Source organism: Chitinophaga sp. 22308, assembly GCF_052045305.1.
GTDB lineage: Bacteria > Bacteroidota > Bacteroidia > Chitinophagales > Chitinophagaceae > Chitinophaga > Chitinophaga varians_A.
Genome location: NZ_JBQEOP010000005.1, coordinates 613916 through 628680, shown reverse-complemented (window position 1 = coordinate 628680; position 14765 = coordinate 613916). Strand labels below are relative to the sequence as shown.

General features: G+C 48.0%; 16 protein-coding genes. 12 read left to right on the top strand and 4 right to left on the bottom strand.

Going from position 1 to position 14765, the window contains the following annotated elements:
- Positions 1–9: 9 nt before the first annotated feature.
- Positions 10–2349 carry a TonB-dependent receptor gene (locus ACTJJS_RS22930; RefSeq protein WP_440665374.1) on the bottom strand — a complete coding sequence of 780 codons (2340 nt, stop codon included), beginning with the start codon at positions 2347–2349 and terminating at the stop codon, positions 10–12.
- 125 nt (positions 2350–2474) lie between these two features.
- Between ACTJJS_RS22930 and ACTJJS_RS22925 the strand changes: the two genes are divergently transcribed.
- Both ACTJJS_RS22925 and ACTJJS_RS22920 read left to right on the top strand, forming a co-directional pair.
- Complete coding sequence (locus ACTJJS_RS22925; protein WP_440665373.1) at positions 2475–3293, top strand: helix-turn-helix domain-containing protein; 819 nt, start codon at positions 2475–2477, stop codon at positions 3291–3293.
- A 96-nt stretch (positions 3294–3389) separates the two neighbouring features.
- Positions 3390–4001 (top strand): class I SAM-dependent methyltransferase, encoded by a 612-nt coding sequence (locus ACTJJS_RS22920; RefSeq protein WP_440665372.1) that lies wholly within the window; start codon positions 3390–3392, stop codon positions 3999–4001.
- A 40-nt stretch (positions 4002–4041) separates the two neighbouring features.
- On the opposite strand, the gene groL is transcribed toward ACTJJS_RS22920, so the two are convergent.
- Positions 4042–5670 carry a chaperonin GroEL gene (groL, locus tag ACTJJS_RS22915; protein ID WP_440665371.1) on the bottom strand — a complete coding sequence of 543 codons (1629 nt, stop codon included), beginning with the start codon at positions 5668–5670 and terminating at the stop codon, positions 4042–4044.
- A gap of 34 nt (positions 5671–5704) precedes the next feature.
- Positions 5705–5986, bottom strand: a complete 282-nt coding sequence (locus ACTJJS_RS22910; protein WP_168807040.1) for a co-chaperone GroES — start codon at positions 5984–5986, stop codon at positions 5705–5707.
- A gap of 319 nt (positions 5987–6305) precedes the next feature.
- Between ACTJJS_RS22910 and ACTJJS_RS22905 the strand changes: the two genes are divergently transcribed.
- The 5 genes from ACTJJS_RS22905 to ACTJJS_RS22885 all read left to right on the top strand — a co-directional run bounded on the left by ACTJJS_RS22905 (position 6306) and on the right by ACTJJS_RS22885 (position 9508).
- A complete protein-coding gene (locus ACTJJS_RS22905; protein WP_440665370.1) occupies positions 6306–7196 on the top strand; it encodes an oxidoreductase in 891 nt (296 codons plus the stop codon).
- A gap of 53 nt (positions 7197–7249) precedes the next feature.
- Positions 7250–8065, top strand: a complete 816-nt coding sequence (locus tag ACTJJS_RS22900; protein WP_440665369.1) for a helix-turn-helix domain-containing protein — start codon at positions 7250–7252, stop codon at positions 8063–8065.
- A gap of 45 nt (positions 8066–8110) precedes the next feature.
- On the top strand, positions 8111–8575 hold the full coding sequence (locus tag ACTJJS_RS22895) for a helix-turn-helix domain-containing protein (protein WP_211092654.1): 465 nt from the start codon (positions 8111–8113) through the stop codon (positions 8573–8575).
- 65 nt (positions 8576–8640) lie between these two features.
- Entirely contained in the window at positions 8641–9075 is a 435-nt protein-coding gene (locus ACTJJS_RS22890; RefSeq protein ID WP_440665368.1) for a VOC family protein, read from the top strand.
- Positions 9059–9508: a DUF1569 domain-containing protein gene (locus ACTJJS_RS22885; RefSeq protein ID WP_440665367.1), complete on the top strand. Its 450-nt coding sequence runs from the start codon at positions 9059–9061 to the stop codon at positions 9506–9508. The genes ACTJJS_RS22890 and ACTJJS_RS22885 overlap by 17 nt, the downstream gene beginning before the upstream one ends.
- A gap of 7 nt (positions 9509–9515) precedes the next feature.
- Here the strand turns inward: ACTJJS_RS22885 and ACTJJS_RS22880 are convergent, their stop codons facing one another.
- Positions 9516–10142, bottom strand: coding sequence for a class I SAM-dependent methyltransferase (locus ACTJJS_RS22880; protein ID WP_440665366.1), 627 nt, complete (start codon positions 10140–10142; stop codon positions 9516–9518).
- 132 nt (positions 10143–10274) lie between these two features.
- Between ACTJJS_RS22880 and ACTJJS_RS22875 the strand changes: the two genes are divergently transcribed.
- The 5 genes from ACTJJS_RS22875 (at position 10275) to ACTJJS_RS22855 (ending at position 14738) form a co-directional block, all read left to right on the top strand.
- A complete protein-coding gene (locus tag ACTJJS_RS22875; protein WP_440665365.1) occupies positions 10275–10841 on the top strand; it encodes a Crp/Fnr family transcriptional regulator in 567 nt (188 codons plus the stop codon).
- A gap of 67 nt (positions 10842–10908) precedes the next feature.
- On the top strand, positions 10909–11694 hold the full coding sequence (locus ACTJJS_RS22870; RefSeq protein ID WP_440665364.1) for an alpha/beta fold hydrolase: 786 nt from the start codon (positions 10909–10911) through the stop codon (positions 11692–11694).
- A 395-nt stretch (positions 11695–12089) separates the two neighbouring features.
- A complete protein-coding gene (locus ACTJJS_RS22865; protein ID WP_440665363.1) occupies positions 12090–12578 on the top strand; it encodes a RidA family protein in 489 nt (162 codons plus the stop codon).
- A gap of 264 nt (positions 12579–12842) precedes the next feature.
- Positions 12843–13442 carry an RNA polymerase sigma factor gene (locus ACTJJS_RS22860; protein WP_440665362.1) on the top strand — a complete coding sequence of 200 codons (600 nt, stop codon included), beginning with the start codon at positions 12843–12845 and terminating at the stop codon, positions 13440–13442.
- A 90-nt stretch (positions 13443–13532) separates the two neighbouring features.
- The gene (locus ACTJJS_RS22855; RefSeq protein ID WP_440665361.1) at positions 13533–14738 is read left to right on the top strand and encodes a FecR family protein; all 1206 of its coding nucleotides are present in this window, start codon (positions 13533–13535) and stop codon (positions 14736–14738) included.
- Positions 14739–14765 lie beyond the last annotated feature (27 nt).

Genomic DNA, 14765 nt, shown 5'->3' with positions numbered 1-14765 from the left:
CCGGAGAGATTAATAATTAACGGTGATGCCTATATTAAATGCTGTTCCTCTTCCTTTGGAATAAAATCCCGGGATCATGAACCATTGTGACCTGGCAGGGAAATAATCTGCGTTGAACAGGTTCTCGATACCTAATGTCAGCAGCGTATTACGGGCCACCCGGTAGCTGGCATTGAAGTTAAACAGGTGGTAGGCGTTGACAATGCCTTCATAGCCTTTGTACAGGCCGCCGGGCAGTTTATCGAAGCGGTCCCGCTTCAGGACGCCATTGTAGTGTACCTGTAATTCAAGGCCGCTCAGGGGGCGGTAGAAGATACTGCTGCCAACTTTAGGGGCGGCAATGCGCCGGTTGTTGAGGAACATGTTGTAGTCTCCTGTGCGGCCGGTATCTGACTTGCCTTCTGCATAGCTGAACGACAGGTTCAGGTCCAGTTTGGACACAGGCTGATAATGTGCAGTGGCTTCAAAACCATAGATGCGTTCCGGTGTGCGGCTCACCTTGAAGAGATCAGTCGCTGCGTCGTAGATCATTTCCGCGCCCAGTTTAGAGGTGCTGATAAAGCCGGTCAGCTCAAAACGGAACTGTTGCGCCTTGCTGACGAAACCCAGCTCATAATTGTTGATCAGTACCGCTTCTGTATTGATTTTGCTGATATTGTCCACTTTGGCGTCGCGCAGTGCAAGCCCTATATCAGCCACAGAGAAACCCTGGGAAAAGCTGGCATAAGGCTGGAAAGCCGGGAGGCGGTTGTAACGGACGCCTACGTTGAACAGGGTGGAAGTGTAGGTCAGATCGCCGCCTTTTACCGCAAAGCTGGGCGTGATCGTTTGTCCGTTGGCGTTGGTGATGCGCAGCGTGGTGTAGTCGTTCACACTGATTTTTACCCTTTCCATGCGAACACCGCCTTTCAGTATCAGGTCGTCAAACAGTTTCCATTGGGTTTCTGCAAATGGTGCTACGTTGAACATGTTCATCTCCGGTACCCAGATACGGCCGTCTACCAGCGGCTGGGAGGTGACGTCATTGACGAAGTCCGCGCCGTAAGACAGGCTACCCTGGCTGGTCAGCGGGGAGTTGAACATAAAACGGAACCCTTTTTTCTTTGACAGTGTATGAGATTGTCCGTCGCCGCCTTCGAAGCGTCCCAGTGAAACGTAAAACACATCGTCCCGCGATTCATAATAGGCGTCTGTTTGCAGGCTGGTACCACCGATCAGGCTGTCTGCACGCCATGATAGCTGCAGATTATGGTTACCGTTGATACCTGTCGGTTGACCGGCCTGTTTGCCCAGTACGCCGGTAGCAGGCTGCCCGGTGAGATAGTTGCCGTTCACCAGTGTGTAATTGGAGTGCTGCTGACTGTTGTAATAATTGTACATCAGCTGTATACGTTGGCGGCGGTTAGGAGCGTAGCCGAGTTTTACAAAGCCGTTATAACTGTCCGTTTCTCCGAGGCTGTAATTGGTGCCTATCAGTTTCCCTTTGGCATCTTTCCATTCGCCGGTACGTTCATATACACCGCTGACAGCATAGTCGAATTTCCCGAGCTTTCCATGCAGCAACTGTCCGATGCGGCCGCCTACGCTGCCTTTCAGGCTGGCGAGCGAACCGGTGAGGTTGATGGATGTTTTGCCGGCAATGGGCGTATTGTCTTTCGGGGTGAGGGTGATATAGTTGATTAACCCGCCGGAAGCGCCGTTTCCATAGATGGCGGTGGCGCCTTTGATCACGTCGATACGTTCCAGTACTGCCGGATCGATGGAGCGGAGGTCCACCTCGCCGTTACGCAGTGGCGTGGACTGCGGGATACCATCGATCATGATGAGCACTGAACGGCCACGGAGGGACTGCCCTACGTTGCTGTTGCTTTGTGCGGATGGTGCGAGGCCGGGAACTTCGTTGGCCAGTATCTGGGTGATATCGGAGGTTACAGCAAGGTTATCTTCCAGTGTTTTGCGGTTCAGTACGGTAACAGAAGATGGTACATTGTCCAGTGATTCCGGCTTACGGCTGGCAGATACGATCACCTCGCCGAGTGCGCGGGATGCCTGTTCCAGGGACCAGTCGGCCGTTGTGGACTGGCTGCCGGCAAAAGACCGCGTTTGCGGCGTATAGCCCATCAGGCTTACGGTCAATGAAAACGTGTCACGATTGATGGAAAGGGAATATTTACCGTCTTTGTCTGTAAAAGCTGCCTCTTTGGTACCGTTGACCCGCACGGTGGCATGCCTGAGCGGTCCTTCGGAAGAACGTACAGTACCGCTGATGGTGGCTTGTTGCGCTACTGCCGCCAGGGTAATCAGGCTGAGGAGAAAGCCTGAAACGATGGCTTTAAATGAAGTCGTCATGTTTGGTTGTAAGAATTTCCGCAAAACTATCCTGGTATGCAGCAGGCTGATAATCCAATCGGGAATTTGTTTTGCATGAAACGGAAAAAATGAAAGGCAGGAAATCGTTACCTTGAAATATCGATATGGAAAAAATTCCGGTTAGAAATATTCGGCGTGGCCATCCCCTGGACTTTGGTATCCAGGATATCCGGGAAAACATGGCGGACAAGGACATGGTGCAGGAACTGCACCGGCACAATTTCTTTTATGTGCTTGCATTGGAGAAAGGCGCCGGTGAGCATGAAATAGATTTTACGCCTTACCAGCTTCAGGACCGTACCATCTTTTTTCTGCGGCCGGGCCAGGTGCATCAGCTCCGGATCAAAGCCGGCAGCACCGGCTGGATGATGCAGTTTACCACCGGCTTTTACCACAACGCACAGCTGTTGCGCAAGATCGGGGCAGCCAACGTTTACGCCGACAGGGAAGGGAAGGCCCTGCGCCTGCTGGATACCATCTTCCGGGAATATCAACAACAGCAGGACCAATACCGGGAAGCCATCAAATCATACCTGCATGTCTTTTTGATCACACTGCTCCGGCTACAGCAGCAACCGGCAAAAAACAACGCTGACACCTATACGCAGGAACGGTTGGAAGCCCTGTTGGAACTGCTGGAAACACATATCCATACGCATAAACGCCCATCGCAGTACGCAGCGATGCTACACCTTTCTCTTTATCAGCTGAATGCGGTCACCCGCGAGGCGCTGGGCAAGACCACCTCTGCGCTGATCAATGAACAGATCATCCTCGAAGCAAAGCGAAACCTGCTGGCCACCACCGCGCAGGTAAGCCAGATCGCGGAACAACTGGGATATGAAGACGTCTCTTACTTCATTCGTTTCTTTAAAAAGCAGACGGGGTATACGCCGGAGGTGTTCAGGAATAATAACAGCTGATGCGGCAATAACTTCATTACAGTCCGGTTGAATTCCACTTTTGTCCTGTCCCTTTCCAGGCGGGCCACCGTACCTTTGAAGAAAAATAACCTGGCTATGAAACAGAAATGGGATGAAAGATACCAAAACGATTTTTTTGTCTATGGAAAGGAACCGAATGAATTCTTCAGGGAATGGTTGCCCAAATTCACACCCGGCACTATACTGATGCCCGCCGACGGAGAAGGCCGCAACGGCGTGTTTGCCGCGCAACAAGGTTGGCAGGTGACCTCTTTCGATCAAAGCGAAGCCGGAAAAGTGAAAGCCATGCAGTTGGCAGCAGAACGGCAGGTGTCACTGGACTATATTGTGGGCGACCTCGAAGACCTCCAGTTTGAAGCAGCTTCATTCGACGCCATGGGCCTGATTTACGCGCACTTTGCCGGGGATAAAAAAGCACAGTTCCACCATCAGCTGGACAGTTATCTTAAACCGGGAGGCATCATTATTTTTGAAGCTTTCAGTAAACAGCATCGGGGTTTTAAGGCTGCAAACCCTCGTGTAGGCGGCCCTGATGGAACAGACGACCTGTATTCAAAAGAAGAGATCACCACTTATTTCGGAAACTATGATATCCTGATGCTGGAGGAAGAAGAAATCCTGTTGAATGAAGGACAGTTTCATGTTGGCAAAGGGGCGGTAGTGCGTTTTGCAGGCCGGAAAAAATAGACGGTAACAGAGGGAAGAGTCCCTCCGTTACCTTTGAGTTTTAATAGTCCATTCCTCCCATACCGGCAGGAACGGCCGCCGGAACTTCTTTTTTCGGTTTGTCGGCCACCACACATTCGGTGGTAAGCAGCATACCGGCGATAGAAGCGGCGTTTTCAAGTGCTATACGGGTTACTTTGGCTGGGTCTATAACGCCGGCCTGAAGTAATGGTTCATATTGTTCAGTGCGGGCATTAAAGCCATAGTCACCCTGGCCTTCCCTTATTTTTTGTACTACCACGCTGCCTTCCATGCCGCAGTTGGCAACAATCTGGCGCAGCGGTTCTTCTACTGCCCGTTTTACGAGCGCGATGCCTGTGTTTTCATCCGTGTTCAGTCCCTTTAATTCCGGCAGGGCCGCCACCGCACGTACATAGGCCACCCCGCCGCCGGGTACGATGCCTTCTTCTATGGCTGCGCGGGTAGCGTGCAACGCATCGTCCACACGGTCTTTTTTCTCTTTCATTTCCACTTCCGTAGCGGCGCCTACATACAATACAGCTACGCCGCCGCTGAGTTTAGCCAGCCTTTCCTGGAGTTTCTCCTTGTCATAGGTAGAAGTAGTGGTGCTGAGCTGCGCTTTTATCTGCGCAATGCGGCCATCGATATCTTCTTTGTTGCCGTGGCCGTCAACGATGGTGGTGGTGTCTTTGGTGATGACAACGGAAGAGGCAGTGCCGAGGTGGCTGAGATCTGCGTTTTCCAGTTTGTAGCCCTGTTCTTCGCTGATCACAGTGCCTTTTGTGAGCACGGCCAGGTCGGTCAGCATCTCTTTCCTTCTGTCGCCAAATCCGGGAGCTTTAATAGCCGCTATTTTAAGCGTTCCACGGAGTTTGTTGACTACCAGTGTGGCCAGTGCTTCCCCGTCCAGGTCTTCTGCTACAATGAGCAGCGGCCTTCCGCTTTGGGCGGTTTTCTCCAGGATATGAAGGATATCCTTCATGGAACTGATCTTTTTGTCGCAGATGAGAATGTAGGGATTGTCCAGTTCTGTCTGCATTTTCTCTGTGTTGGTCACAAAGTAGGGCGACAGATAGCCGCGGTCGAACTGCATGCCTTCCACCACTTCTACAGTGGTATCGGTGCCTTTGGCTTCCTCCACGGTAATAACGCCTTCCTTGCCTACTTTGCCGAAGGCTTCAGCGATCAGCTTACCGATGGTATCGTCGTTGTTGGCGGAAAGGGCTGCCACCTGACGGATTTTCTCTTCGGTATGGCCAACCGGTTGCGCCTGTTCTTTCAGGTTTGCTACAATAGCTTCCACCGCTTTGTCGATGCCACGTTTCAGGTCCATCGGATTAGCACCGGCAGCCACGTTTTTAAGGCCTTCCCCAATGATGGCCTGTGCCAACACAGTGGCAGTGGTAGTGCCATCACCGGCAACATCAGCTGTTTTGGAAGCTACTTCTTTAATCATCTGGGCGCCCATGTTTTCGATAGGGTCTTCCAGTTCTATTTCTTTGGCTACACTAACACCGTCCTTTGTAATATGGGAGGCGCCAAATTTCTTTTCCAGTACTACATTACGGCCTTTAGGGCCCAGTGTAACCTTCACAGCGTTGGCCAGTGTGTCAACGCCTTTCTTCATTTTGTTTCTTGCTTCAACGTCAAAGAAAAGTTGCTTTGCCATAGGATTTGTTCTTTAAATAAATGAAAACATTCAATTAAATAATAGCGAGAATGTCGGATTCACGCATGATGAGTAAATCCTCATTGCCGATGCGGACTTCCGTACCGGCATACTTACCGTAAAGGACAGTATCGCCGGCCTTAACAGTTACCGGTTCGTCTTTTTTTCCGGGACCGGCAGCTACAATTACGCCGCGTTGTGGTTTTTCTTTGGCAGTATCGGGGATAATGATACCACCACTGGTTTTTTCTTCTGTCTGTGCGGGCCTGATGATGACCCTGTCATGGAGTGGAGTGGCCGTTAAATTGTTTGCCATAGTTCTTATGATTTTGAATTTAAGGTTAAACACAAAGTCATGTGATAAGGTATCGCAATCTTGACGGTGCTTGCTTTTAAAAATGGCTTTTCAAGTGGTGTGCCATCAAAAAAAGTAATTACATTTTGTCATTTTTCTTGAAAAAATGACAACTGACAGCTTGAAATTTTGTCACTTCAATTTGGCCAAGATCCACTAAATAAATGCACTTATGGCCAATTTGCCATGAGCTTTTCAACAAACCATCTTTGAGCCATACAACAAAGCTGCGGGCTCACCACCGGTGTACCTTTGAGGTATCATTAAAAAATCAGCAAAAATGGAAAAAGTATGGTTCATTACCGGCAGTTCCCGCGGACTGGGCCGGAGCCTCACAGAAGCCGTATTCCAAAACGGCGATAAAGTCGCAGCTACTGCGCGCAACATCAGTCAATTGGACGAGCTGGTACAACAATACGGCGATCAGATATTGCCGCTGGCGCTGGATGTCACCGACTATGAAAAAGTACATCAGGTGGTGGCCACAGCGGTAGCGCATTTCGGTCGTATCGATGTATTGGTCAACAATGCCGGCTTTGGCATTATAGGTGCGGCGGAAGCCTATACCGCTGAACAGGTACGCGGCCAGCTGGAAACCAACCTGTACGCCCCGATTGAAATCACCCGCGCGGTATTGCCTTACATGCGCCAACAGGGCGGTGGCAGAATATTACAGATCAGCTCCATCGGCGGAAGAGTGGGCAATGCCGGCCTGACCATGTACCAGGCGGCCAAATTCGGCCTGAGCGGCTTCACTGAGGCATTGGCCAAAGAAACCGGGCCACTGGGTATTTACGTGACCAGCGTGGAACCCGGCGGTTTCCGCACCGACTGGGCCGGCGCTTCTATGACCTATGCCCCGGAAATAGCGGCTTATGAGACTGTCAGCCAGCGTATTGCTTACTTCAAAGAAGGGAAGTTTGTGGCGGTAGGCGATCCTGTTAAGGCTGCCAAAGCCATGGTAGACCTGGCACAGCATCCCACACCACCGTTACACCTGGTACTGGGCAGCGAGGCAATCAGTCTCCTGAAAAATGCCGACAAAGCACGACAGGCGGAAATGGAAGAATGGCTGCCGGTAAGCCTCTCCACCGACCATGACGAGGCCGGGGTATTTCCCGAAACACAGGTGGCGCAGTGGGTCGGCACCGGCGTACAGCGTAAGAATTAAATAACGAACGAGGCAGACGGTATCCACATGCCGTCTGCTTTTTGTAATTTTAGATGATGACTGAACCGAAGACAAATCCATCCCGTATCGCTTATTCCTGTTACTACGCCCGTAACCGGGACGGGGAGCAGTTTATACCGGAACATGTGTTGAGTTACCAGGTCACTGGCCGGCTGACGCTTAACAGTGCGGATAAAACCTATGTTTTTAACGAAGGGGAACTCCGGTTTATCAAACGTAACCAGCTGGTGAAATTTCTGAAAGAGCCGCTGGAAAACGGGGTCTTTAAAACCATCTCCGTTTATCTCGATCAGGAAACATTAAAGAGCTTCAGCCTGGAATACGGCTATCAGGCAGCAACAACCGGTAATGCAGAAGAAGAGGGGGTAATAAGACTGGAGCACCAGCCCTTGTGTAAAAGTCTGATAGATTCATTGCTGCCCTATGTACAGGGAGATCACCTGATCAATGATGACCTGCAACGGCTCAAACAACGGGAAGCCATTATGGTCTTGTTGCAGACACAGCCGAAGCTGAAAGATATCCTGTTCGATTTCAGGGAACCGGGTAAAATCGACCTGGAAGAGTTTATGAACAGAAACTTTCACTTTAATGTTCAGTTGAAACGTTTCGCCTACCTTACCGGGCGCAGCCTTGCTACTTTTAAACGTGATTTTGAACATATCTTCCATACTTCCCCCAGCCGCTGGTTGCTGCACCGGCGCCTGCAGGAAGCGCATTTTCTGATAAGGGAAAAAGGGAAAGCGCCGTCCGACGTATACCTTGAAACCGGGTTTGAAGACTTGTCGCATTTTTCTTTTGCGTTTAAGAAGATGTACGGGGTAGCGCCGTCAAAGCTGTTAAGTTGAGGTCATTTCGCGGTATTGTTGTATATTCGGATAGCTGTGAACGTTATGAGTAATGCAGATACAAATAGAGACGACAGGGAAATCATCACTCCGGAGTATCCGAGGGTGTACCTGTATATCCGTATTGTTCAGGCCAAACTTTTTATAGACAATAACTATGCTGACGAAATAGATCTGGAAAATATAGCTGATGAAGCGTATTTCTCCAGGTTTCATTTTATCCGGCTCTTTAAATCGGCCTACGGCAAAACACCCCACCAATATCTCAAATCGGTAAGAATAGAGAAGGCCCGGGAACTGTTAAAAGAAGATAAAACGGTTGCGGAAGCCTGTTTTTCGGTTGGCTTTCAAAGCCTGACCTCCTTTAGCGGCTTATTTAAAAAAATAACGGGAGAGTCTCCGTCTTCCTATGCAGCCCGCCATAAAGCCATGAAAAAGAAAATCAGTGAGAAACCCCTCGCGTTTGTCCCTTCCTGTTATGCCTACCAGCATGGCTGGCTCGAAAAATAGCAATTTTGAAGAGGTGAATATTTAGGCAGTTGTTGATCTTTGTTTCAGTAACAAAAACGAAGACTATGATTACTAAAATGACCGTCACCAATATTCATGTACTGGACCAGGACAGCGCCTACGATTTTTATGTTAACAAACTGGGATTTAAATTGGTCGATGACATCCCTATGGGACCGGATACCCGCTGGCTTACGGTATCACCGCCGGAACAGCCCGATTTGCAACTGGTCCTTTTCCCTGTAAAAGTAAGCAAAATGTTTCCCCAGGAAACCGCAGACATGCTGATCACCCTGATCAAACAAGGGGTATTTGGTTGTGGCGTGCTCACCTGTACAGATATTTTCGCCACCTATGAAGAACTAAAGGCTAAAGGAGTGGAGTTCCTGAAACCACCCACAAAAGAGTTCTATGGCACAGAAGCCTTGTTTAAGGACGATTCCGGAAATTACTTTTCATTACAGTCCATCAATAATTTTAGCCATGAAGACAATATTTGACCACTCCACACGGACTGAATTAATAAACAGAATTGATACCCTCAATGACCGCAGCAAGGCGCAATGGGGAAAAATGGACGTCTGGCAGATGACCAAACACTGCACCATATGGTTTGAATGGATCATGGGAAAAAACAACCCAACATACAAACAGGAATGGTTAGGCAGGATATTCGGGAAAATGGCGCTGAAAAGTAATACCAAAGACGACCGGCCCATGCAGAAGAACATGCCGGCAGGAAAACAGGCCGTAAAAGAAAAAGGCGGTGATGTGGAGCAGCAGAAAAAAATATGGATCAACCTGATCGCAGAATGTGAACACTACTCAAATCCCGCCTTTGTCCACGATTTTTTTGGTAAAATGACAACAGAACAAATCGGCGTTTTCGCTTACAAACATGCCGACCATCACCTGAGGCAGTTTGGGGTATAAAGCAGTACTACCGTTCCTCTTTTTTACATTTCACTAAAAACATGGGATAGTTTTCGCTCACTTCAGTGATATCAAACAGTCCAGCAGTATCAAATGCTGCATGAACAGACTCCCGGTCATAGAAAAACATGTTGACGCCACCGAACATTTCGTAGCGGTCTTTGCTGATGAGCGTACCCTGGCCATAAGTGGATGCCGCCTTCGAAATCATGCTGAAAACCATGTAACCGTCTGAGGACAGCTGGTGGTAGCAGTCACGGATGAGTTTTGCCCTTTCATTTTCGTCCAGTAAGTGAATCAGCGCATGGCAGAATATGCCGTCATATTTCTTATCGTCAAAAGGCATGTCCGTTACAGACCCATGGTACACGGGCATGTCTGTGCCAAAATGTTTGTGTGCGATATCGATGGCTGTCTGAGATATTTCTATCCCCGTCACCGCCATGCCGTTGTCCCTGAAAATGCGGGCATTGCGGCCGTAGCCCATGCCAGGGACAAGCACGTTTTTGATGCCTTTTTCAATAAAGAGGTCTTTTGTCAGTATCGCGGAGTTGGCGGGCTCAAAGCCCCACATCTCCTGCTTTTCTACAAAAGCCGCTTCCCAGAATTCTGGTTTGCCGGTTTCGTTGTTCATCGTGAAAAGTTAAAATTTGCAACAAAGTTACAAAAATTGGTTGTGGTATAAAACATGAGGAAATTATGTCTTAAACCAGCGCAAACAACCTTATAGCTGAACTTGCCTATATTTGTTCCAAGACCGACTGGTATGGAACGCTACAACTACTTCAAACAATTTCATGATATCAGTCTGGCGGATTACAATCTGCTAACGGAGCATCTACAGCCTCGTTCCTTTAAAAAAGGAGAATCCATTATCATGCCCGGACAAGTCCAACGGGAACTGTATTTCGTCAAGAGCGGTGTACAGATGGCTTACTTTGATACCGATGATAAAACCTATGTCATCGACTTCAGCTATTTCCCGGGACTGTGTGCCATCGCGGAATCCTTCTCGTTTCAGGTGCCTTCCAAATATTTTATCACCTGTCTGACAGACAGTGAATTGGCGTATCTCAGTTATGAGCAGCTGCAAAAACTGCTTGACCAGTCCCGGGCAATAGAAAGGCTTTTCCGGCGGATGATAGAAGCCATGCTCGCGGATATGGTAGACCTTCATATTAACCTGCGTGCCATGACCATAGAAGAACGTTATCGGTCGTTTTGCAGGAAGAGCCCGCAGTTGCTGCAGCTGGTGCCACATAAGTATATCGCCTCCTATCTGGGCATAGACCCGACAAACTTCAGTAAATTATTTAATCAGGTAAAAATCTGATGTTGGTGTAAACCAAGAATCGTTTGCTTACTGCTTCCGAGCTTTGTGATAACAAAAACAGAAAGCTATGATGAATGTAGAAAGTCGCGGATGTTACGCCAACGTAAACGGATTAAAAATGTACTATGAGGTACATGGCCAGGGAAGACCTCTTTTCCTGCTGCCCGGAGCCGTCTCCGGAGTAGGTACTGCCTTTGGAAGCCTCATTCCGCTGCTGGCGGCGGACAGGCAGGTCATTGTCCTCGAATTCCAGGGCTATGGCCATACTGCCGATATCCCGGAACGCCCGCTTTCTTATGAGCAATTAGCAGATGATGTGATAACATTATCGCAGGTGCTGGAAATAAACAATGCGGATTTTTTTGGCTATAGCACCGGAGCCGGTGTGGCCTTACAGATCGCCATGCGTAAGCCTTCGCTGGTTGGTAAGCTCATCCTGGCTTCCTGTACCTTCAATAGTAATGGACGTCATCCGCAACTCAGCGGACTGGAGTCGCTGCTTACCGTTGAAGGCCTGAAAGGCACACCCTATGAAACCGAATACCTCCGGACAGCACCGAGGCCGGAAGACTGGCCCAGACATCTGGCTAAAGTAACAGCTTTCAACAAAGCATTGCAGGACTGGCCTGCTGATGACATCAGCCATATAAAAGCGCCGGCGTTGATCATTGCCGGCGATGCGGATATCGTTCAGCCAGAGCATGCGGTGGCATTGTTTAGGCTGTTGGGCGGTGGTACTCTTGGAGAATTGTCCATGCCTGCATCGCAACTGGCCATATTGCCAGGAACAATGCATACAGCTTTAACCACAAAGACAGCGCTGCTAACGGCGATGGTCTCTGCGTTTCTCTAAAATTCAGGGGACTATTTTTCTGCAATTAACGTGGTCTTTTCGCAAACATGACAGTACCAGTAAATTTTGACTTCATCTTTCAGCCTCATTTCACTTTTTGTACCGCAGGTAACACATATCCTCTCAAAGGATTCATCTTCCCATGCAATATAGCTGCAGTTGGAACAATTCCATGTTGTAGGGGGAGTGTTTTCTTCATCATAGGACCAGGTAAATGCCTGTTCCCGGCAGTTTGGACAAATGATCAATCCCATTTGAAATACTTTTAAAATGTTTGGACTGTTTAACCAGACCTGTGGGTTTAGATCAACAATATATTTAAAAACTTAATGACGACAAGTCGAAGATGATCAATCGCCCATAAATAGCTATCTTGAAATAAACTATCCAACGCTATGAGAAAACAATTTATTTCAGTAGCTGTAACCCTGTTGTTGGTTACATCATTTGCCAATGCCCAATCGGACAAGTCAACAGTTCACCTCATAAATCCTTCAGAAGTGGCTAAACCCAACGGATATTCACAGGCAGCTGTTATCAACCTGGGAACGGGTAAAATGATCATCCTTTCAGGGCAGGTGCCATTGAATGTTAAAGGAGAACTGGTAGGAAAAGATAATTTTGAGCAACAGGCAGAGCAGGTTTTTGTCAATATTCAAAAAATTATAGAAGCGTCCGGCGGAAAGATGTCGGACATCGTGAAACTATCCTATTTCATACTGGACACCAAAAATCTGAAAACACTTCGCGCAGTCAGGGATAAATATGTGGATGTACAACATCCGCCGGCCAGCACGCTGGTGCAGGTGAGCAGGTTATTTCGGGATGATGTTTTACTGGAAATTGAGGCCACTGCTGTTATTCCGGGGAATAAAATACAATGAAGCGATCCCGCAGAATACCGGTGATCATACTTTTGGTAGCTTTTATTATGTCACTTCCTCAGGTTTCCTGTTCAGCCCTGTTGATACCATCCTGAAGCCGGCAACCGGATTACTGGCTGAATGAGAAGAAGTCCGGAAAATCACTATCTTGTTTTAAGATCACAGGTCTGATTTGCCGAAGTTATATTATGAGCCAAAGACTAATACTAACTGTGTGAAATTTTTTATAACATTGTGGCTAATTCGGATCAATCAACTTATTAATTGTCAGGCATTAAACATAACAGTGACCGCCAACTGCTGCTACAGATCTCTGAAGGGGACGAGCAGGCGTTTGCTATGCTTGTGAAAGCGTATTCCGGCCTTCTTTTTACATACCTGGTCAAAATTACCAAAGATCAGGATATAGCTTCCGATGTGGTACAGGAAATTTTCACTCAGCTATGGCTGACAAGGGAATCTCTGAGAGAAGTGGAAAGCTTTCGTTCCTGGTTGTTCGTAATCTCGCGGCATCATGCAGTCAGGATGCTGAAGAACATCGACAGGGAGTACAAAAAACGGGAGGAGTGGCATCAAATTACACAAACTGCGGCCGACGGCCTGGAGGTACAGGACGAGGCCTCTTTAAAGGAAGGGTACGATATATTGGTGAAAAATGCGGTTGACCGGCTCCCGGCGCAGCAAAAGAAAGTTTGGACGCTTGCCCGGCTAGAAGGGAAAAAATATGCCGAAATAGCAGAGGAAATGCAGATTAGCCGGGAAACCGTAAAAAAATACCTCCAGATTGCTTCCTCTTCTATCGTTGACTACATCAGAAATAATGGCCTGCCAATCATAATTTCGTTCCTGATTATAAAATTGTAAATTTTTTTTCCATTGGAATACCCCCTTTTTTACAGAAACCTTCTCCTAAGATAAAGGTGGATCATATCTGTTGAGATAAATTGATTGACTGTGAATAGCAGACTAAAATACCTATTGGAGCGATGGTCAGATGACCAGTTTACCGAAGCAGAAAGACAGGAGCTTATTGATATGTTGCAATCAGCTTCCACTGAACAGGAAATCATTCCTGTACTGGAGGACATGTGGGAAAAAATAGAGGATGAAGGCCTTTTTAGTGAAGTCCGGCAGCAAATGATGATCAAAAATATCCTGGATCGCTATCCCGGCAGAGAGGTTCCTGTTGATAGGGAAACAGGGAAGGGTATGCTTGTTAGTCACAGGAATCCGTTCATACGGAAATGGAGTTGGGCGGTAGCGGCTTCTGTGGCATTGATAATTGGTGTTGGTACCTATTATTTATATCACCAAAAGCAATCGGAAGTACCAACTGGTGTTGTGCAGTCGATATCAAATGTGCAACAGGAGAAAAGCGGCGTTCTGATTACCTTATCAGACGGATCACAGGTACTTTTGGATACTGTTAAAAATGGCCGGATAACATTACAGGGCGGGACAGTTGCCAAAGTCACCAACGGGGTATTTGAGTACGAAAAAACAGGTTCGGAAGTTCAGTATAATACAATATCCACCCCGAAGGGAAAGCAGTTCCGGCTTAGGTTATCAGATGGGACCGCCGTGTGGTTGAACGCGGAAAGCTCCGTTAAATACCCGGTAGTATTCACGGGTAAGGAAAGACTTATTAGTGTTACCGGAGAAGCGTACATGGAAGTAGCCCAAAACCCTTCTATTCCTTTCAGGGTAGAGGTTAATGGCGGAACTTCTGTTGAAGTGCTCGGAACAAGTTTTAACGTGAATGCATATGAAAATGAGCAATCTGTTCGAACCACGCTGTTGGATGGAGCGATACGGGTATCAATGAAAGGGGCAGCCAACAAACTGCTGAAGCCCGGACAACAGGCGCTCACAACCACCGGAAACAGACCTATTCAGGTTTTTGACGATGTAAATGCGGCTTCGGTTGTTGCCTGGAAAAACGGCGTCTTTGACTTTAATGATGTTCCGCTGGAAGAGGTTATGCGGCAACTTGCGAGGTGGTATGATATTGAAGTAATCTATCCGCAGACAGTTCCGAAAGTGCAGTTGGGCGGTACTATTAAGAGGAGCCTTCCCTTTACCGATGTTCTGTATTTTCTGGGCAACGTGGGACTTCACTACAAACTGGAAGATAACAGGACATTAATTATACTTCCCTGATGGCTATTAACTGGCCATTCATCAGGT